The following is an 18,273-nucleotide window of genomic DNA, read 5'->3' on the forward strand; positions in this document are numbered from 1 at the left end:
GAGGCCGGCGGTACATCGAGACGCCCCTGATGGAGTCCGCGAACCCGGTGTTCGTGCGGGCCCGCCTCGACCTGACCCCGCAGGGCCGTCCCGGCACCGTCGACGAGGTGGCGCCCCTCATCGTCCACCTGCTGTCCGACGAGGCGTCGTACGGCAACGGCGCGGAGATCACCGTCGACGGCGGCTACGCGGCGCACGGCGGGGGCAAGGCCATCACGAGCGCGCCGGACCCGGTCAGTCCCTGAGGTTCTCCAGCGTGGACTTCGTGTCCGACTTCAGCCAGTCGGTCACCTCGTCGAGCTGCGGCGGGTCCTTGTCGTCGTCGTACGAGGACAGGTAGGCGCTGTAGCTCATGCTGTACGTCATCCAGCCGTCCCGCACGGCGAGCGTGGCGTAGCGGGAACCGCTGGAGGAGCCACTGGTGGTGTCCTCGGTGACGAGGTAGGCCTCGTCACCGATGCCCGTGACCTTCTCCACGTCGTAACCGGAGTGGCTGTCGTCGTAGTTCTTCCAGGTGGCCGTGAACTCCGGCGCCGGGTCGGTCTTCTTGTGCAGGTCCAGCTGGATGGAGAGGTAGGCGTCCGCGTAGCTGGAACCGGTCTTCTTCAGGCTGAGGCTGCAGGAACCCTCGTCGAGGGCGGCGTCCTTCAGCGTGTTGTGCGTCGGGGAACTGTCGTTCTCGGGGTACTCGTCCTTGAAGGAGGAGTAGTCCGCGCCGGAGCAGAGGTTCGACGGCGAAGAGTAACCGCGCAGGTCCGCGCTGTCCTTGCCGCCGACCACGAAGACGCCGACCGCCCAGGCCGCGGACGCGACCACCGCGCCGACCACGGCCCACAGGACCGCCCGCCCGGCCCCGCGGTTGCCGCCGGGCGGCGGGACGGGCACGGGGCCGTACGGGCCCTGCTGCACGTACGGGTTGCCCGGCTGGGGCGGCTGACCCGGCTGCGGCTGGACCGGCTGGCCGACCAGTGTGGGATGGGCGTAGAAGCTCTGCTGGGCCGGGACGGCCGGGGACGCCGGCGGCGGGAAGCCGGTCGGCCCGCCGGGCGGCGGAGACTGCGGATTCGGGTAGGGATACGCGGTCGGCTGGGCGGGCGCGTCCGACGGCTGGTCGGGCTGCTGCGGCGGCGTGGACATGACGTGAAGATAATGCACGTGGGCGGTCAAGTCCCCCGACGTCCGGGATCGTTATGGTCTGGGGACATCTGGTGCGGGCCGGTGACATACACAGGAGGCCGGGGTGAACACCCCGGCCTCCTCGGTGCCGTAGCGCCTCACGCGGACGCGGCCTGCCCGGCGGATTCGTCGGCCCCGGCGGTCGCACGCGCCGTGTCCCGCGCACGAGCGGCAGGGTGAGGATGTCGAGCCCGCCGAAGGCCTCGGTCCCGGCCCGATCCACTGTGCGCCGGTCTCGGTGGACAGGTCGACGGGCGCGAGGGAGCCCATGACTCCGCCGGACTTCTCGACGTGTTCCACGGTTTCCGCCGCGCTCTTCTCGGCCGAAGTCGCAGCCGAATACGCGGGCCCCCTCTGCTGCGACCAGTTGTGCCGCGGCCCGCCCTGTTCCGGCCCCCGTCCCACTGATGGAAGCGATCTTCCCGGCCCGTCGACCCATGATTGCCAAGTCCCTTGTCCTGTGCCGCCCGAGTGCGGTGGTGGCAGCGTCGGGAGGGGTTGGCCGGAACAAGAAATGCGTCGGGGAAGGCCATCGGGGTTCGTGTGGCTGGAATGCGGGTCAGGACCCGCCGCCGTCGGCCGCGGTGGTTACCACGACACCGGCGGCGTCGAAGTCGATCACCCCTCCCGGCTCCGCGTGCTGTGCCTCTCGCCTGAGGGAGCACGTGGAACGGCGCGGGAACAGGGTCGGGCCACGCCATGTTGACGGACTCGGGGTCACTGGTACAGTGCGACCAGCACTTGTGTACGCCCCCGTTTCGGGCTCCGGTGCCGGTTCCCCTTCGTTCAGCTGACCACCGCGTCGCGCACAGACCCGGTGCACAGCTTCCCCACACACCTCGTGAGCAGGACGTTCGTGCCGTAGGTGCGTCGTAGCCGAGGTGCTGTTCCGCCGCCCGGAGGCGTGTTCGTACACCCTCCCCGCGCGCCTCTTCCCCACCCCTTCCTCATGCCTTCCGACCCTGACAGTCCGTGAAAGGACTTCCCATGACCACCACACTCGAACACCCTCCCGTACAGCAGCGGCCCGCGGCCCCCCAGCTCGTCACCGGTGTCCTCGACATCGACGCGCACGGGAAGGGGCATCTGCGCGCCGAGAGCTGCCTGCCCTCGCCCGCCGACCCCCAGGTCTCCCCCGCGCTGATCCGCCGTCACGGCCTGCGCAGGGGCGACCTCGTCGAAGGCGTCCGCGGCGAGCGGCGCACGCCGGCCGACGTGACGCGCGTCAACGGGCGCACGCCCGAGGCGCTGCGCGGGCGCCGCCACTTCCATGACCTCACCCCGCTGCACCCGCGCGAGCGGATCCGGCTCGAACACCGGGCCTCCGGGCTCGCCGGACGCGTCGCCGACCTGTTCACGCCCGTCGGCAAGGGCCAGCGCGGGCTCATCGTGGCCCCGCCGAAGAGCGGCAAGACCGTGCTGCTCCAGCAGATCGCCGCCGCCGTCGCCGGCAACCACCCCGAGTGCCACCTGATGGTGGTGCTGCTCGACGAGCGGCCCGAGGAGGTCACCGACATGCGGCGCTCCGTGCGCGGCGAGGTGTACGCCTCGACCTTCGACCGAGCGCCCAAGGACCACATCGCCCTCGCGGAACTCGTGATCGAACGCGCCAAGCGACTCGTCGAGGACGGCGAGGACGTCGTCATCCTGCTGGACTCCCTGACCCGGCTGTGCCGGGCCCACAACAACGCGGCCGCCGCCGGCGGCCGCACCCTCAGCGGCGGCGTCGACGCCGGCGCCCTGATCGGGCCCAAGCGGTTCTTCGGCGCCGCCCGGCACGCCGAGGAGGGCGGCTCGCTCACCATCCTCGCCACCGCGCTGGTGGACACCGGTTCCCGGGCCGACGGCCTGTTCTTCGAGGAGCTGAAGAGCACCGGCAACATGGAACTCCGCCTGGACCGGGAGCTCGCCTCCCGCCGGCTGTTCCCGGCCGTCGACCTCGACCCGTCCGGCACCCGTCGCGAGGAACTCCTGCTCTCCCCGGCCGAATTGACCGCCGTACGAGGCCTGCGCCGCGCCCTGCGCTCCCGGGACGGCGGCCCGGCGAACCTGGACACCCTGCTGCGCCGCATGCGCGAGACCCCCGACAACGCGACGTTCCTGCGGCAGGTCCAGCCGACGCTGCCGGCGGACTGATCCGCGTGCGGCATCCGGGTTGCTCCCGGGTGCCCTCCGGCCCGGGCAGCGTGCTCCACGGCACCTCCGTTTCTACGTTGATTCATATGATGATCGGATTCTCTTCCCGGGTGGCCGCGTCGACCTGCGCCCTGTGTGTGGCGGGTGTGCTCGCGCTCGTGCCGGCCGCGGCGGACCCCGCCCCGCCCGGCCGGCCGAGGGCGGCGGTCCCGCAGCCGTCGCTCCTCTACCGCTCCGGCACACAGGTCCGGCCGCACCCCGGGGCGCCCGAGGTCCCGGCCGTCTCCGCGCTGTCGTGGCTGGTGGCCGACGCCCGCGGGGGCGAGGTACTGGCCGCTTCCGACGCGCACCGCAGGCTGCCGCCCGCCAGCACGCTGAAGACGCTGTTCGCCCTGACCGTGCTGCCGACCCTGCCCGGCGGCGTCCGGCACACCGTCGACACCAGGGAACTGCAGGACGTCGGCGAGGGCAGCAGCCTGGTCGGAGTCGTCGAGGGGCAGACGTACCGCGTCGCCGACCTGTGGCGGGGTGTCTTCCTCAGCTCCGGCAACGACGCCGTCCACGTCCTGGCCTCGCTCAGCGGCGGCTGGCGGGCCACGGCGGCCCGGATGCAGGCCAGGGCCCGCGCCCTGGGCGCGGTGGACACCCACGTCGTCTCACCCGACGGTTACGACATGCCCGGCCAGGTGTCGTCGGCGTACGACCTGGCCGTCTTCGGCCGCGCCGGGCTGCGCAACCCCGATTTCGCCCGGTACTGCTCCACCGCCGAGGCCCGCTTCCCCGGCGAGGACGGGGGGTGGTACGGCATCGAGAACACCAACCGGCTGCTGACCGGCGAGGACGGCGTGGAGCCGTACCCCGGACTGATCGGCATCAAGAACGGCTACACCAGCGATGCGGGCAACACCCTCGTCGCCGCCGCGCGCCGGGGCGGGCGCACGCTCGTGGTGACGGTGATGAACCCGCAGGAAGGCGGCGGCTTCGCCGTGTACGAGGAGGCGCGCGCGCTGCTGGACTGGGGCTTCGCCGCGTCCGGGCGCGTCGATCCGGTGGGTTCGCTGGACGCCCTGGCCCCCCGCCGGCCCCATTCGAGCGCGTCCCCGGCGCCCGTGGCCGCGGCGGCGCCGCTCGCCCCGGACGGCGGATCGGACTGGCCGGACACCGGCATCATCGCGGGCGCCGCCGGTCTGGGCACGGCGGCCGTGGCACTGGCGCTGCGGGCCAAGGGCAGCCGGAAGGCGGACGGTTGACCGGCCGGCAGGCCGAGCAGCGGGCCGAGCGTGATCCCCGTGTCCCCGGTGGGTCAGAACACCGACAGTCCGGTGAGGGTCGTGAACCGGTCGAGGGCCGCCACCCCCGCCACGGAGTTGCCGCGCTCGTCGAGCCCCGGGCTCCACACGCACAGCGTGCACCGGCCCGGTACGACCGCGATGATGCCGCCGCCCACCCCGCTCTTGCCGGGCAGGCCGACGCGGTAGGCGAAGTCTCCGGCTGCGTCGTACGTCCCGCAGGTCAACATCACCGCGTTGACCTGCTTGGCCTGGCTGCGGGTGAGCAGCCGGGTGCCGTCGGCGCGGATGCCGTGCCGGGCCAGGAACGTGGTCGCGAGGGCCAGGTCGGCGCAGGAGGCGGCGATGGAACACTGCCGGAAGTACTGGTCGAGCAGGACCGGCACCGGATTGTCGATGTTGCGGTAGGACGCCATGAAGTGGGCGAGGGCGGCGTTGCGGTCGCCGTGGGCGGCCTCGGAGGCGGCGATCTCCCTGTCGAAGTCCAGGGCGGCGTTGCCGCTCTCGGCGCGCAGGAAGGCCAGCAGTTCCCCGGCCGCGTCGCCGGTACGGGTCTGGAGACGGTCGGTGACGACGAGGGCACCCGCGTTGATGAAAGGATTCCGCGGGATGCCGTGCTCGTACTCCAGCTGGACCAGCGAGTTGAAGGGGTTGCCGGAGGGCTCGCGGCCCACGTGCTCCCAGAGTGCGTCGCCCTCGCGGGCCAGGTCGAGGGCGAGCGTGAAGACCTTGGTGATGGACTGCGCCGAGAACGGCTGCCGCCAGTCCCCCACCCCGTACACCGTGCCGTCCAGCTCGGCGACGGCCATGCCGAAGCGGCGGGGGTCGCAGGCCGCGAGCGCCGGGATGTAGTCGGCGGGACGCCCGCGGCCGGGGGTGCGCTCCATCTCCTCGGCGATGCGCTCCAGAACCGGCAGGAAGGTGAGGGACGACGTCGTTGCCATGATCACTATTGTGCCTCCGGGCCGGTCCTGGTGCGTAGTCGCGGCTGCGGCGCCGCAGGTCAGGCGAGAGGTGCCGCGCTGCCCGCGACGATCTCGGGGCGCAGCAGGCCGGCGAGCGTCTCGGCGGGCAACAGGCCCTTCTCCAGGACGAGTTCGGCCACGCCGCGGCCGGTGACGAGGGCTTCCTTGGCGATGGCGGTGGCGGCGGTGTACCCGATGTGCGGGTTCAGGGCGGTCACCAGTCCGATGGAGTTCTCCACGGTGGCGCGCAGCGCCTCGGTGTTGGCGGTGATGCCGTTCACGCAGCGCTCGGCGAGCGTGAGACAGGCGCTTCGCAGGTGCGTGATGCTCTCCGACAGGGAGTGCAGGATGAGCGGCTCGAAGGCGTTGAGCTGGAGCTGTCCGGCCTCGGCCGCCATGGTGATGGCGACGTCGTTGCCGATCACCTCGAAGGCGACCTGGTTGACGACCTCGGGGATCACCGGGTTGACCTTGCCCGGCATGATGCTCGAACCCGCCTGCACCGGCGGCAGGTTGATCTCGCAGAGACCCGCGCGCGGGCCGGAGGACAGCAGGCGCAGGTCGTTGCAGCTCTTGGAGAGCTTGACCGCGATGCGCTTGAGCACGCCGGACATCTGGACGAACGCGCCGCAGTCCTGGGTGGCCTCGACCAGGTTGGCGGCGGTGACGAGGGGCAGGCCGGTGATGGCGGCCAGGTGACGGCGGGCGGACTCGGCGTAACCGGCCGGGGCGTTGAGCCCGGTCCCGATCGCCGTGGCCCCCAGGTTGATCTCGTGGATCAGCTCGACGGCCTCGGCGAGCCGGCTGCGGTCCTCGTCGAGCATCACGGCGTACGCCGAGAACTCCTGCCCCAGCGTCATGGGTACGGCGTCCTGGAGCTGCGTACGCCCCATCTTCAGCACGTCCCGGAACTCGACGGCCTTGCGGGCGAAGGAGTCCTGGAGGACGGCCATCGCCTTGAGCAGGCCCCGCACGGCGAAGACGGTCGCGATCTTCACGGCGGTCGGGTAGACGTCGTTGGTGGACTGCCCGAGGTTGACGTCCTCGTTGGGGTGCAGGTGCGCGTACTGCCCCTTGGCGTACCCCAGCAGCTCCAGCGCCCGGTTCGCCACGACCTCGTTGGCGTTCATGTTGGTCGATGTGCCCGCGCCGCCCTGGATGACGTCCACGACGAACTGGTCATGCAGCTTGCCGTCCCGGATCTCCCGGCACGCCTCGACGATGGCGGCCGCCTTCCCCGGCTCCAGAAGCCCGAGCTCCTCGTTCGCCAGCGCGGCCGCCTCCTTGACGGCGGCCAGGGCGTCGATCAGGTGCGGGTAGGCGGAGATGGGGGTGCCGGTGATGGGGAAGTTCTCCGTGGCGCGCAGGGTGTGGACACCCCAGTACGCGTCGGCGGGGACGTCCCGGTCGCCGAGCAGGTCGTGTTCGGTGCGGCTGGCGGCGGCGGTCATGAGAGGGCGGGTCCTCTTTCGGGGTTCGGGGTGGGGGCGAGGGCGGGATGGTGGGGCGGGGTGCCGTGCGGGTCTGCGCCTGTTCGGTGCGGGCGAGGTGCCGGGGAGCCGATTGCCCGTGCGGGGGAACGGTCGGCGCGACAGGACCGGGCGCTGGGGGTGAGGGCGGGAGCCCTGGCCGTACGACCTTGGCGCTGGCGCCCTTGCCGGACGCATCACGCACGCCGGAGCCCGAGGCCAGGCCCGCCCCCACGCGCATCCATCGGCGCGCACGTCCGGCCGAGCCGGCACGGCAACACCCACGCACGCCCACCGGCGACGCCACCACCGCGCCACCCGCAGACCCACGCCCATCCGCAGCACCACGCCCGGTCCCACGGACACCGCCGGACCGAACCGCGCCACGGACACCGCCCCGCCGGCCGGGGCGATCCGGCATCGGACACCCGGCCCGTCGGCCGACCGCATCCGCTTCGCGGACACCGGCACCGCCCCCCCCGGCCGAAACCGAGCGTCGCGGCTATGCGCAGGCCGGCAGCGCCAACGGATCGAGCGCGCGGACCGGCTGTACGCAGCCCACGGGCTCCCCGCCGCCGAGCAGCGGCTCACCCGCGAACTCCGTGAGGAGGCCGGGGTCGACGCCGGCGCGGGCGAGGGCGGCGGCGGCGACCGGGACGCGGGCCCGGTTGGCGCCGTCGGCGATCTTGACGGCGACGGCGCGGCCGTCCGGGAGGGCGGCGACCTGGACGCCCTCGAAGCCGTCCTTGGCCAGCAGGCCGGGCACGGCCCGCATCAGGGCGGCCACGTCACGGCCGGAGCCGGAGGCCATCTCGGCGTGCTCGCGCACCGCGTCGGCGACCTGGGCCTCGGGGGTGTCGCGTGCCGCGGTGGTGATGCGGGCGGCGGCGCGGGCCAGGCCGTGCAGCGAGACGGAGAACAGCGGGGCACCGCAGCCGTCGACCGTCACCCGGGCCACACGCTGACCGGTGAGGTCCTCCACCGTGCCGGCGATCGCCTGCTGCAGGGGGTGCGCAGGGTCCAGGTAGTCCTTCAGGGACCAGCCGTTCAGCTTCGCGGTCCACAGCATCGCCGCGTGCTTGCCGGAGCAGTTCTGGGCGAGCCGGAAGGGCAGCCGGCCCTCCCGGACCCAGGCGTCGCGCACGACGGGGTCGAAGGGCAGGTCGGGGACATTGCGCAGGTCGTCCTCGGCGAGCCCGGCGAGCTCCAGGATCCGCCGGGTCCCGGCGAGGTGGTACTCCTCGCCGGAGTGGCTCGCCGCTGCCAGGGACAGCAGGGCGCCGTCGAGCGGCAGCCCGAGCCGCACCATGGCGACGGCCTGGACGGGTTTGAGGGCCGAACGGGGGTAGAAGGCGGCCTCGATGTCGCCGAGCTGGAGCCGGACCCGGCCGTCGGCGTCGAGGACGACGACGGAGCCGTAGTGGACGCCCTCGACGATCCCGCCGCGTATGAGGTGGGCGACGGGAGCGTGGAGCGGCTCGCGGACGGGGGGTGCCTCCGCGGGGAAACTGCTGTACATCACTGCCTGCATCACTGGTGGTGGGTGGAGTGGACCCGCGCGCGGTTCACGCGTCGGCCCGGCGGTCTGGCGCGCCTTGCGACCGCGGACGGGTGGAGGAGCGTGTCTCGTCCTTGAGGTGCTGCTCGCTCACGCCTCGGGTCCGCCTTCCGTGGGGGTGTCCGTGCGCGGGGAGCGCACGATGTCGGTGAGGGTTGTCTCCACGCGGTCGAGGTGGTGGGACATGGCCGCCACCGCGTCGTGCCCGGAACCGTCGACCAGCGCCTCGACGATCGCCCGGTGCTCGCGGTTGGACTGCTCCCGGCGGCCGCCCAGCTCGTTGAGGAAGGCCGACTGACGCGCCAGTGCGTCGCGGATCTCCTCGATGACCCGGCGGAAGACCGGGTTCTGGGCGGCCTCGGCCACGGCGAGGTGGAAGAGGGTGTCCATCGCGACCCAGGCGGTGGTGTCCGTCTCCCGCTCCATGCGGTCGAGCAGGTGGGCGAGGTGGTCGAGGTTCTCGGGGGTGCGGCGGGCCGCCGCGTACCCGGCGACCGGGATCTCGATGTGCCGGCGCACCTCCAGCAGGTCGCTGGCCGTGAAGTCGCCGAAGGTGGGGTCCTCGACGGCGTTCGCCACGACGAAGGTGCCCTTGCCGGTCTTGGAGACGGTCAGGCCCATCGTCTGCAGGGCGCGCAGGGCCTCACGGAGCACGGGCCGGGAGACCTCGAGGGTTCGGCAGAGCTCCGCCTCGGAGGGGAGTTTCTCCCCGATGGCGTACTCGCCGCGCTCGATGGCACCGCGGAGGTGGGCGAGGACCGCTTCCATCGCGCTGACGCGCTGCGGCCCCCGGCCACCTGTCTGGCTGTCTGACAGGTTCACGGAGCGATCCTGCGGGTTGCGGGACGGCACTGTCAAGGCGCGGGGGGAAAGGAAACATTCACGGGGCGTGACGCATGAAACTCTGCATCACGCCCCGTGCGGTCAGGACACCGGTCAGCTGTCGAGCACTCCGGCGCCCAGCAGGCCGAACAGCGCCAGGCCGACGACGATCCGGTACAGGACGAAGGCGTTGAACGAGTGCTTGGCGACGAACTTCAGCAGCCAGGCGATGGAGGCGTAGGCGACCACGAAGGAGACGATCGTGCCGACCGCCAGCGGGGCCGCGCCCACGCCCGCGCCCAGGGCGTCCTTCAGCTCGTACAGGCCGGCGCCGGTCAGGGCCGGGATGCCGAGGAAGAAGGAGAGGCGGGTGGCGGCGACGCGGTCCAGGTCGAGGATGAGCGCGGTGGACATGGTGGCGCCGGAGCGGGAGAAGCCGGGGAAGAGCAGGGCGAGGATCTGGGAGCAGCCGACCAGCATCGCGTCCTTGAACGAGGTGTCGTCCTCGCCGCGCTTGTGCCGGCCCATCTGGTCCGCCGCCCACATCACGCCGGAGCCGACGATCAGTGAGCCCGCGACCACCCAGAGCGAGGCGAGGGGGCCGTCGATCAGCGGCTTGGCGGCCAGGCCCACCGCGACGATCGGGATGGTCGCGTAGATCACCCACCAGGCGAACTTGTAGTCGTGGTGGTAGCGCTCCTGCTTGTTGCGGATCCCTCGGCCCCACGCGGAGACGATCCGCACGATGTCCTTGAAGAAGTACACGAGCACGGCGGCGATGGCGCCGACCTGGATGACCGCCGAGAACCCGACGACGGACTTGTCGTCGACGGGGATCCCCATGAGCCCCTCGGTGATCTTGAGGTGGCCGGTCGAGGACACGGGGAGGAATTCGGTCACCCCCTCGACGACTCCGAGGACGACGGCCTGACCGACGGAGATGGCGCTCATGGGATCCAGTTCTGAGGAGTTGGTTGGTCGACAGTGCTGTAGACAGTCTTACTGTGCCCGGGTGTGAGGCCCGTGCCTACGCCCACACCGCCTGGGCGAGCGACACGCCGGCGAAGGCCGCACCGAGGCCCGCCGCCACGCTCGCGACGGCGTTGGCGGCAGCGTAGAGCCCCGCACCGGTCTCGGTCAGCCTGAGGGTCTCGTACGAGAAGGTCGAGTACGTCGTCAGCGCCCCGCACAGCCCGGTGCCCAGCAGCAGCCGCAGGTGCGGATCGGCGGCAGGGGCCCCGGTCAGCAGGCCCAGGACCAGGCAGCCGGTGACGTTCACCACGAAGGTGCCCCAGGGGAAGAGCGAGTCGTGCCGGGACTGCACGGCGCGGTCGGTCAGGTAGCGAAGGGGAGCACCGACCATGGCCCCGAGGGCCACCGGCAGCCAGTTCACAACGACTTCTTACCCTTCGCGTCCGTTTCGCCCCGGCCGGCATACCGGATGACCTCGCAGTCGTCGAGGATCACCAGTCCCTCGGTGACCAGTTCGTCGAGCTGCGGCAGGAAGGCCCGTACCCGCTCCTCGGTGTCGACGATGACGACGGCAACAGGCAGGTCCTCACTCAGGGACAGCAGCCGCGAGGTGTGGATCAGGGAGGAGGCGCCGAAGCCCTCGATGCCGCGGAAGACGCTGGCCCCCGCCAGGCCGGCCGCGTGGGCCCGGTGCACGATCTCGCTGTACAGGGGCTTGTGACGGTAGGTGTCGTTCTCGCCGACGAAGACGGTCACGCGCAGCGCGCTGCCGGTCAGCCTGGTCATGGCTGCCTCCACTTCAGGACGCGGCGGGTCGCCGTGGCGGCGAGCCACACCGCCGCGAGGGCCGCGATCAGGGTCGCGGCGAGGTAGACCAGCCCCGTGCGGGGGTGGCCGGCGTCGAGGAGCTGCTGGATGTCGACGGCGTAGGTGGAGAAGGTGGTGTACCCGCCGAGCACGCCGGTGCCGAAGAAGGGGCGTACGAGGCGGTGGGCGGCCCCCGCCTCGGTGATGACCACCATGAACACGCCGATCACGGCGCAGCCGGTGACATTCGTCCAGAAGGTCGCCCAGGGGAAGCCGCCCGGCTGGGTGGGCCAGGCCAGGGACAGTGCGTAGCGGGCCGTCGCGCCGAGTGCGCCGCCGAGCGACACCACGGCGACGACGGGTGCCTGGGCGCGCCAGGCCGGTTGCCGCGCGGGGCGGGGCCGGACGCGGAGGCTCTCGGCTTCCGGGGCTGTCATGGTCGTGGCTCTCCTGTTCGGCCCCATCACCTGGATCAGACCGGGATTCCGGATCACGGCCGGGCCTCAGGGTACCGCCGGGCGAAGCCGGGGGTCACTTCGCGGTGGGCGCCTCGCAGACCGCCACTCCGCGTTCCCAGAGGCTGCCCAGGACCAGGTGACCGCCGGTCGCGCAGACGCTGGTGATCATGCGGAAGCCGGAGTGGCGGCGGGTGAGGTGGTGGACGGTGGTGCCGTCGTCGTCGAGGGCCAGGACGCCGGCGAAGCCCGTCGGGCGGAAGGGCGCGTGCGCGGCGGCCCGGGCGGCGGTGCGGCGCACGGCGGGCGGGGTGCGGTGCAGGAGGTCCAGCGGGGGGACGGGCGGGCCGGCTAGGGCCACCCAGATCGGGCCGGTCCTCCCGGCGCGCCAGATGTTGTCGGGCATACCCGGGAGGTCGTCGGCGAAGGGCTCGGCGGTGCCGGCGCGCGGGCCGGTGAGCCGGCAGCGGATCAGGCGCCGGGCGCCGGTCTCCGCCACGACCAGGAAGGACTCGTCCGCGCTCGGTGCGACGCCGTTGGCGAACTGCAGCCCCTCCAGCAGCACCTCGGGTTCCCCGCCGCCGGGCGGGAGGCGCAGCAGGCGTCCCGTAGCGGTGTGTTCGACCAGGTCGGCCATCCAGTGCCGCAGGGGGTGACGGCGACTGGAGACGGTGACGTACACGCTGCCGTCGGACAGGGCCACCGCGTTGCTGCAGAACCGCAGCGGCTCCCCCGCCACCGAGTCGGCCAGGACGCGGACGGTGCCGTCGTCGAGGGCGACGCGCAGCAGGCCGCGTTCGGCGTCGCACACCAGCAGGTCGCCGTCCGGGAGGAGTTCGAGGCCGAGGGGCCGGCCGCCGGTCTCGGCGAGCACCTCGACGCGGGCCGTGTCCGGGTCCGCGAGACCGTCGAGGCGCAGGATGCGGCCGTCCTCGACGCCGGTCAGGACGCGGCCGCGGGCGTCGGCCACCACGTCCTCGGGGCCCCGGGCGCCGATGGCCACGTAGTGCCGGGGAACGAGTGCCGTGGGACGGTCCATGTGCGCCCTGCCCTTCGTGGTCGAAACAGGCCGTGGCCGGAGGGTCATGGTCGCAGGTGCCCCTGCCAGCCCTTCTCGAACATCCGGGCCACCTCGGCGATCCGGACCTCGTCCCGCCGGTAGTAGGTGCGGCGCCGGATCCGCTTGGCGCGCAGCAGGCCGATGCTGGTCAACAGGCCGAGGTGGGTGTCGGCGACCCGGCGGGAGACACCGAGCTTGGCGGCGACGGCGCGCGCGGTGACGCCGTCCTCGGCCGGGTCGGCGTGGCGCTCCCGTGGGAAGTGCGCGGCCGGATCCTTGAGCCACTCCAGGATGTCCAGGCGCGTCTCACCCGCGGGAGTCCTCAGCATCGCGTCGCCTCCGTCCAAGCCTCCTCCTGTCCTGTCTTCCCACTGTCGCGTAGCCGATGCCGCCACGCCCGGGACTCGACGGCCCTTGTCCGGTACCGAACGGCCCTGTCGCGCAAGGGAGTTCACCCACTCCCCCAGGAAGGAAGCCGAAGCATCCGGCCGCCCCCCACACGGCCCGGGCCCGTCAGCGCGGGCTCAGCGGTGGCTGAACCACGACACGGAGGACAGCGCCGTGTCGTCGTAGCCGAACAGGGCCTGGTTCTCCCCTCCGTTGCCGGAGGCGGCGTCGGTCGGGTCCCAGCAGTTGCCGCTGACGGCGGTCCAGGTGGCCTCCCAGTAGAAGACGCAGGCCGAGGCGGGGACGCCGTACTCGTTGTGCACGTGCCACATCGCCGGGCCGGGCGGTCGCCGTAGCGCCGGCGAGTCTGGTGGTGATGTTCGCGGCGGCGGCGCGGCAGTCGGCGTTGCTGTGGCAGATCGCCCGGCGCGAGCCGAATTCGTGGCGCAGGCCCTCGGCGGTGACCGGCCGGCCGAAGTCGTACACCCCGGGTGAGGGCTCCAGCAGGGCCCAGGAGAAGATCGCGGTACTCACCATCGTGACACCGGCCTCCCGCCTCAGCCGGATGTCCCTGCCGACGGAACTGGTGCGGCGCGGGTCGACGTGACGGTGCCGGGGACAGCACCCTGTGCCGGGGGTGGGGGCGGCGCCTCGGAGAACTGCTTGCGCCCACACTAGTTGCACAGTCAACGATCGGCCGAATCGGTGCTACGGTGCGGGTATGGCAGTGGAGACGGCCGAGGCACGGCTCGAGGAACGGTGGCGGGACATCCTGTCGGTGCACGCGCGCACGATGTGCGAGATCGACCGGGCGCTGCATCCGTACGGGCTGGGCGCGAGCGACTTCGAGGTGCTCGACATCCTCGCCGCCGAGTCGCCCGGGGAGGGCGACCAGTGCCGGGTGCAGAACCTGGTGGGGCGGGTGCACCTCAGTCAGAGCGCGCTGTCCCGCCTGATCGGGCGGCTGGAGAAGGACGGCCTGGTGGAGCGCTCGGTGTGCGCGGAGGACCGGCGCGGCGTCTGGGTCGCGCTCACCCGCAAGGGCCGCGAGCTGCACGCGGAAGTGCTGCCGCTGCAGCGGTCGGTGCTGGGGCGCATGCTCGAGGAGCCGGCGGGCTAAAGCGTGAACGCGGCCCCGTCCGGCAGGACTTCGACCCCGTTTTCGGCCACCTGCTCCCGGGCCCGTGAGGCGGGGTCGAGCAGCGGGTTCGTGTTGTCGAGGTGGGTGTAGATCCGGCGCGGCCGGGGATGGCGGCCCAGGGCGGCGAGGCTTCCGTGCGGGCCGGTGACCGGAAGGTGCCCCATGGCCGCCTGCCCGCTGCCGGGCCGTACCGCCGTGCCCATCTCGTCGGCCGCGAAGAAGGTGCCGTCCAGCAGCACGCAGTCGGCAGTCGCGCACAACGCGTCCAGCACCGGGCTCCAGGCGGCCACACAGGGCGCGTACACCAGCACTCCCCCGGTGGCCAGGTCCTCGACGCGGTACGCCGTCACCCACCGGTCGTTCGGGCCGACCTCGACCGGGCCGCCGGTCCACCGGCCGGCGGGCGGGATGGCCCCGCCGGGGAAGTCGCGCGGGCCGGTCCACAGGACGGGGACGGCGTCGCAGCGGCGGCGCAGGGCGTAGACGATCGCCTCGTAGTGCGCAGCACCAGGCGGGCCTCCGGCGGGGCGCCGCGCGGGGCCAGGGCGAGTTGCAGGGCGGCCGCGTCCATGACGGCGACCGGGCCGACCAGCCAGCTGCGGTGCGGGCTCGGGGAGCGGAAGGTCAGCAGGATCGGGTAGGTGGAGTGGCTCTCGCCCATGTCCGAGGCCAGCCGCTCCCAGGCCCGGTACAGCTCCCGCGGGGGACCACGAGGGTGCGCAGGACGCTGCTGAGGACCAGTGCCAGAACCAGCCCTCCGGCCACGCCGGAGATCCATTCCGTGCGGTCATCGTGGCGGCACCGACCGTCCGGGACGGCGCGGACCGGCTCCGCTCAGCCCGTCGGCCGGGCCAGCAGGGTGCGCACCCCCTCGGAGGTGAGGGTGAGTCCATGTGCGGAGCTGCCGTCGATGGCGAGCGAGAGGTCGTCGGCCGGCCACTGGGAGGCGAGCGCGCCCAGGGGGACCAGACGGTAGCGGGAGACGGAGGGCAGCAGGTCGGCCATCGTCATCTCCGAGGTGAACACGGGCACCACCGGGTTGTTCCCGGGGCGTTCCAGGACCGGCAGGGCCACCACCGAGGGGTCGGTGGCTTCCTCGGCGGCTGCGTCGTCCGGTACGGGGACCAGCACGTCGCTGCTCGCGAGCGTGTCCAGCGCGGCCGGGTCCTCGGCGTTCTCGGCCAGCGTGTCCAGCGCCCGCTGGGCCGGTGTCGGCATGTCGTCGTACGCGGGTGTCTCCATGGCAGATCCCCTGCTAGCGGCGGTCGTACGGCGTGCCCGAAGCCGCTCGGCCCCGGACGCGGTCCTGGGCGCGTACCCCGTCGGACGCGCCGTATGCCGGTGAGCCGAAGGTGATGGTCAGCCGGAAGTGGCCGGGCCGAGTCCGGCGGAGTGCGCGGCGAAGCGCCGTCGGCCGCCCGGCCGGTCCGCGGGCGTGCCGAGGAACCAGTCCCGCGGCCAAGCCGCAGAGCAGGGGCGAGACGATGACGCCGAGGAGAGTCGCGGCCGGGGACGTACGCCGAGTGCTGGCTGATGTCCCCGTCGACGGCGGCCACCGGTGCGCTCGCGCGCGGCAGGCGACGGTCCGGGACCGCTGGGACCGGCTGCGGAACCGTCAGCCGCCGAGGAGTTCGGCGAACCGCCGGGCGCCGATGTTCCCGCCGGAGAGGATGACGCCGATCCGACGGGGCAGCGGCTCGACGCGGTGGGCCAGCAGCGCGGCCAGGGCGCTCGCGCCGCTCGGTTCGACGACGGTCTTCAGGCGCTCGAAGGCGAACCGCATGCCCTCGCGGATCTGGTCGTCGCTGACGAGGCTGATGCCGTCGAGCAGGCGCCGGTTGATCGAGAAGGTGAGCTCACCGGGGATGTCCGCGGCCTGGCCGTCGGCGATCGTGCGGGGTACGGGGACGGAGACGCGCCGGCCCGCGTCCAGGGACCGCTTGGTGTCGTCCCCGGCCTCCGGCTCCACGCCGATCACCCGGATGTCCGGCAGCAGCCCCTTGGCGGCGGTGGCGCTCCCGGCGATCAGCCCGCCGCCGCCGACCGGCACGACGAGGGCGTCCAGGTCGCCGGCCTCCTCGAGCAGCTCCAGGGCCGCCGTGCCCTGTCCGGCGATGACATGGGGGTGCTCGTACGGCGGGATCAGGGACAGACCGCGGTCGGCGGCAAGGGCCTCACCGATCGCGACCCGGTCGCCGGTGTAGCGGTCGTAGGTGACGATCTCGGCGCCGTATCCGGCGGTCGCCTCCAGCTTGGCGCGGGGCGTGTCCTCCGGCATCAGGATCACGGCCGTGGTGCCGAGCTCGCGGGCGGTCAGGGCGACGGCCTGGGCGTGGTTGCCGGAGGAGTAGGCGGCGATGCCCTTGGCCAGGTGGCCGGGGCCGAGCCGGGACGCGGCGTTGTAGGCGCCGCGGAACTTGAAGGCGCCGACGCGCTGGAGGTTCTCGCACTTGACGAACACCTCTGCGCCCACCCGCTCGTCCAGCGTCCGCGAGCGCAGCACCGGCGTCCGGTGGGCGATTCCCTTGATCCGCGCGGCGGCGTCCTGGATGTCGTGCAGGCTGACGGGCGGGATGTCGGACATGGGCCGTACTCCGTTCTGGGCGCTGCCGGGCGCCGCGGTCACCGGATGCCGGGACATCCTGGCCGGACTGGAATCATAGTCCAGCACATAGACGGAAAGTCCAGATTCCGGCTGCGGCTACGGCAGCGCCCAGTGCGAGCACGTCCTGCGGGGACTCAGAGCACCTGGGGGACTCAGAGCACCTGGCCGGGATCACCGGGCTTGATGCGGCCGCGCCAGGCGCCGGTCTCGCCGCCGCGGTGCTCGATGTAGTCCTTGAACCGGCGCATGTCGCCCTTGACCCGCCGGTCGATCATCCCCAGCGCGTCCGCGCCCTTCTCCGCGACACCCTCGGGCTCGATGTCCATGACGAGCTCCACACGGGTGTGCGTGTCGTCCAGGCGCTGGAAGCGGACGGTTCCCTTCTGCTGGGTCTCACCGCCGACGGTGCGCCAGGTGATCCGCTCGTCGGGGAGCTGGTCGACGATCTCGGTGTCGAACTCCCGCTTGATTCCACCGATCTTGGTGGTCCAGTGGTTGTGGCGGTCGTCGAGCTGCCTGACCTCTTCCACTCCCTCCATGAACTGCGGGAACTGCTCGAACTGCGTCCACTGGTTGTAGGCGGTGTGGACGGGGACCTCGACCTCAACCGCTTCCTTGACCGTGCTCATGCGTGCTTCCTCCTTCATTGGTCGGCTTTCGTCGGCCGGCGTCCGGGTACCCCCGTGGGCGGCCTGTTCACAGCGATCCGCGCAGATCGGCGCGATGGCGTCGTCCGCGCATGTCCTCCGGCGAGCGGATGTCCGCCACCGTGATCACCTGGCCGTGCTGTCGGTCCTGGTCGTGATCCACGGCGCGGTCCGTGATCGGGGCCGTGCGCGGCTCGTCCGGGCGCGGTCGGTGGCCGAGGCCGCCCAGCAGGTCCTGACGGGGCCGCTGCCGCTGTCCGTCGGCCCGCCGAGGACCGCGGCCCTCGTTCCCTCCGGCGCGCTGGACGGAGACCGGCCCCGGGGCGCTCATGGCCACGTCCCCCGCGACGTCCCGGCCCGCACCGGGGGCCGCCTGGACCACGCCGCCGTTCTCCGCACGCCCGACGTCGAGCGCCGGCGCGGCCGGATCGTGGGGCCGGGGAACCGTCAGCGGTCCAGCTCCTCCTGGATCGGTGTCCTCGGCTCCTCCCGCAGATGCTGGGAGAGCCCGGGCTTGCCGCCCTCGCGGGCCTGCTCCGCGCGCTGCGTGGCGTTGTACCCGAGGTCGGAGTCCGGGTCCACCCGGACCGACCGGGCCACGTCCTCACGACTCGTGTACTGCTCCGGCGGGATGCCGCGCAACGCCTTGACGACCTCTTCGGAGGCGCCCGCCGAACGCGCCGCCGTGACCAGCCGGTCCTTGTCGGCCGGGAAGTCGACGTCCTTGATCGCGCCCAGCACCTCCGGAACGCTGGTGTGTGCCATCGCGAACCTCCTTGCCCTG

General features: G+C 72.6%; 21 protein-coding genes and 1 pseudogene. 4 read left to right on the forward strand and 18 right to left on the reverse strand.

Going from position 1 to position 18,273, the window contains the following annotated elements; translation table 11 throughout:
* The first annotated feature begins 29 nt into the window (after positions 1–29).
* A complete protein-coding gene (locus ACIBBH_RS15940; RefSeq protein ID WP_399404859.1) occupies positions 30–245 on the forward strand; it encodes an SDR family oxidoreductase in 216 nt (71 codons plus the stop codon).
* On the opposite strand, the gene ACIBBH_RS15945 is transcribed toward ACIBBH_RS15940, so the two are convergent.
* Positions 235–1,137: a hypothetical protein gene (locus tag ACIBBH_RS15945; protein WP_399404861.1), complete on the reverse strand. Its 903-nt coding sequence runs from the start codon at positions 1,135–1,137 to the stop codon at positions 235–237. The genes ACIBBH_RS15940 and ACIBBH_RS15945 overlap by 11 nt on opposite strands.
* Positions 1,138–2,163: 1,026 nt before the next feature.
* On the opposite strand from ACIBBH_RS15945, the gene rho reads away from it, so the two are divergent.
* Positions 2,164–3,312: a transcription termination factor Rho gene (rho, locus tag ACIBBH_RS15950; RefSeq protein ID WP_399404863.1), complete on the forward strand. Its 1,149-nt coding sequence runs from the start codon at positions 2,164–2,166 to the stop codon at positions 3,310–3,312.
* An 86-nt stretch (positions 3,313–3,398) separates the two neighbouring features.
* Entirely contained in the window at positions 3,399–4,562 is a 1,164-nt protein-coding gene (locus tag ACIBBH_RS15955; protein ID WP_399404865.1) for a D-alanyl-D-alanine carboxypeptidase family protein, read from the forward strand.
* Between the two features lie 53 nt (positions 4,563–4,615).
* On the opposite strand, the gene ACIBBH_RS15960 is transcribed toward ACIBBH_RS15955, so the two are convergent.
* The 11 genes and pseudogenes from ACIBBH_RS15960 to ACIBBH_RS16010 all read right to left on the reverse strand — a co-directional run.
* Positions 4,616–5,545, reverse strand: coding sequence for a glutaminase (locus tag ACIBBH_RS15960; RefSeq protein ID WP_399404867.1), 930 nt, complete (start codon positions 5,543–5,545; stop codon positions 4,616–4,618).
* A 59-nt stretch (positions 5,546–5,604) separates the two neighbouring features.
* Entirely contained in the window at positions 5,605–7,017 is a 1,413-nt protein-coding gene (gene aspA / locus ACIBBH_RS15965) for an aspartate ammonia-lyase (RefSeq protein WP_399404868.1), read from the reverse strand.
* A gap of 520 nt (positions 7,018–7,537) precedes the next feature.
* Positions 7,538–8,554 carry an asparaginase gene (locus ACIBBH_RS15970; RefSeq protein WP_399404870.1) on the reverse strand — a complete coding sequence of 339 codons (1,017 nt, stop codon included), beginning with the start codon at positions 8,552–8,554 and terminating at the stop codon, positions 7,538–7,540.
* A 129-nt stretch (positions 8,555–8,683) separates the two neighbouring features.
* The gene (locus tag ACIBBH_RS15975) at positions 8,684–9,361 is read right to left on the reverse strand and encodes a FadR/GntR family transcriptional regulator (RefSeq protein ID WP_399405119.1); all 678 of its coding nucleotides are present in this window, start codon (positions 9,359–9,361) and stop codon (positions 8,684–8,686) included.
* 168 nt (positions 9,362–9,529) lie between these two features.
* Positions 9,530–10,366 (reverse strand): undecaprenyl-diphosphate phosphatase, encoded by an 837-nt coding sequence (locus ACIBBH_RS15980; protein ID WP_399404872.1) that lies wholly within the window; start codon positions 10,364–10,366, stop codon positions 9,530–9,532.
* A gap of 76 nt (positions 10,367–10,442) precedes the next feature.
* A complete protein-coding gene (crcB, locus tag ACIBBH_RS15985; RefSeq protein WP_399404874.1) occupies positions 10,443–10,808 on the reverse strand; it encodes a fluoride efflux transporter CrcB in 366 nt (121 codons plus the stop codon).
* On the reverse strand, positions 10,805–11,173 hold the full coding sequence (locus tag ACIBBH_RS15990; RefSeq protein ID WP_399404876.1) for a DUF190 domain-containing protein: 369 nt from the start codon (positions 11,171–11,173) through the stop codon (positions 10,805–10,807). The genes crcB (ACIBBH_RS15985) and ACIBBH_RS15990 overlap by 4 nt, the downstream gene beginning before the upstream one ends.
* Positions 11,170–11,631 (reverse strand): fluoride efflux transporter CrcB, encoded by a 462-nt coding sequence (gene crcB, locus ACIBBH_RS15995; protein ID WP_399404878.1) that lies wholly within the window; start codon positions 11,629–11,631, stop codon positions 11,170–11,172. The genes ACIBBH_RS15990 and crcB (ACIBBH_RS15995) overlap by 4 nt, the downstream gene beginning before the upstream one ends.
* Before the next feature lie 94 nt (positions 11,632–11,725).
* Positions 11,726–12,688 (reverse strand): SMP-30/gluconolactonase/LRE family protein, encoded by a 963-nt coding sequence (locus ACIBBH_RS16000; protein ID WP_399404880.1) that lies wholly within the window; start codon positions 12,686–12,688, stop codon positions 11,726–11,728.
* Positions 12,689–12,732: 44 nt separating this feature from the next.
* On the reverse strand, positions 12,733–13,038 hold the full coding sequence (locus ACIBBH_RS16005; protein ID WP_399404882.1) for an ArsR family transcriptional regulator: 306 nt from the start codon (positions 13,036–13,038) through the stop codon (positions 12,733–12,735).
* 195 nt (positions 13,039–13,233) lie between these two features.
* Positions 13,234–13,666, reverse strand: a pseudogene (locus ACIBBH_RS16010) (beta-galactosidase); the annotation flags it as partial.
* 151 nt (positions 13,667–13,817) lie between these two features.
* On the opposite strand from ACIBBH_RS16010, the gene ACIBBH_RS16015 reads away from it, so the two are divergent.
* Positions 13,818–14,216, forward strand: coding sequence for a MarR family winged helix-turn-helix transcriptional regulator (locus ACIBBH_RS16015; protein WP_399404884.1), 399 nt, complete (start codon positions 13,818–13,820; stop codon positions 14,214–14,216).
* Here the strand turns inward: ACIBBH_RS16015 and ACIBBH_RS16020 are convergent.
* The 6 genes from ACIBBH_RS16020 to ACIBBH_RS16045 all read right to left on the reverse strand — a co-directional run bounded on the left by ACIBBH_RS16020 (position 14,213) and on the right by ACIBBH_RS16045 (position 18,254).
* Complete coding sequence (locus ACIBBH_RS16020; RefSeq protein ID WP_399404886.1) at positions 14,213–15,130, reverse strand: MBL fold metallo-hydrolase; 918 nt, start codon at positions 15,128–15,130, stop codon at positions 14,213–14,215. The genes ACIBBH_RS16015 and ACIBBH_RS16020 overlap by 4 nt on opposite strands.
* Positions 15,072–15,479: an SseB family protein gene (locus tag ACIBBH_RS16025; protein WP_399404888.1), complete on the reverse strand. Its 408-nt coding sequence runs from the start codon at positions 15,477–15,479 to the stop codon at positions 15,072–15,074. The genes ACIBBH_RS16020 and ACIBBH_RS16025 overlap by 59 nt, the downstream gene beginning before the upstream one ends.
* A gap of 373 nt (positions 15,480–15,852) precedes the next feature.
* Complete coding sequence (locus tag ACIBBH_RS16030) at positions 15,853–16,821, reverse strand: pyridoxal-phosphate dependent enzyme (protein WP_399404890.1); 969 nt, start codon at positions 16,819–16,821, stop codon at positions 15,853–15,855.
* 173 nt (positions 16,822–16,994) lie between these two features.
* On the reverse strand, positions 16,995–17,471 hold the full coding sequence (locus ACIBBH_RS16035) for an SRPBCC family protein (protein WP_399404892.1): 477 nt from the start codon (positions 17,469–17,471) through the stop codon (positions 16,995–16,997).
* Positions 17,472–17,538: 67 nt separating this feature from the next.
* A complete protein-coding gene (locus ACIBBH_RS16040; RefSeq protein WP_399404893.1) occupies positions 17,539–17,871 on the reverse strand; it encodes a hypothetical protein in 333 nt (110 codons plus the stop codon).
* 65 nt (positions 17,872–17,936) lie between these two features.
* Positions 17,937–18,254 carry a DUF2795 domain-containing protein gene (locus tag ACIBBH_RS16045; protein ID WP_399404895.1) on the reverse strand — a complete coding sequence of 106 codons (318 nt, stop codon included), beginning with the start codon at positions 18,252–18,254 and terminating at the stop codon, positions 17,937–17,939.
* Positions 18,255–18,273 lie beyond the last annotated feature (19 nt).

The organism is Streptomyces sp. NPDC051636 (assembly GCF_044453765.1).
Taxonomy (GTDB): domain Bacteria; phylum Actinomycetota; class Actinomycetes; order Streptomycetales; family Streptomycetaceae; genus Streptomyces.